Annotated in this window: 1 protein-coding gene; it reads left to right on the top strand. The window is 63.9% G+C overall.

What is annotated here, in order from left to right; genetic code table 11:
- On the top strand, positions 1-195 hold a 195-nt coding region (locus tag SB679_RS26390; protein ID WP_410705398.1), incomplete at its 5' end, for a hypothetical protein.
- Positions 196-233: the final 38 nt, after the last annotated feature.

The following is a 233-nucleotide window of genomic DNA, read 5'->3' as shown; positions in this document are numbered from 1 at the left end:
CTCGGCTTCCCCGTGATCGCCGAGGGCTTCGACGACTTCGCGCATCACGTCCTGCCCATCCTGCAGCGCCGCGGCTATTTCGATCCCAAGCTGAAGGGCGAGACGCTTCGCGATCATCTGGGACTGCCTTTCCGCACCAGCCGCTATGCCGAAGGCGACGGCGATGCAGACCAGCGAAAGGCCGCCAGCGCCTGAGCGCTGGGGAAACGTCTGATGAACGCAAGAGCTCAAAC

The organism is Chryseobacterium sp. SIMBA_029, assembly GCF_046535275.1.
In the GTDB taxonomy this organism is placed as follows: domain Bacteria; phylum Bacteroidota; class Bacteroidia; order Flavobacteriales; family Weeksellaceae; genus Chryseobacterium.
The sequence above is the reverse complement of the archived record's forward strand: the minus strand, read 5'-3'. Positions and strand labels throughout refer to the sequence as shown.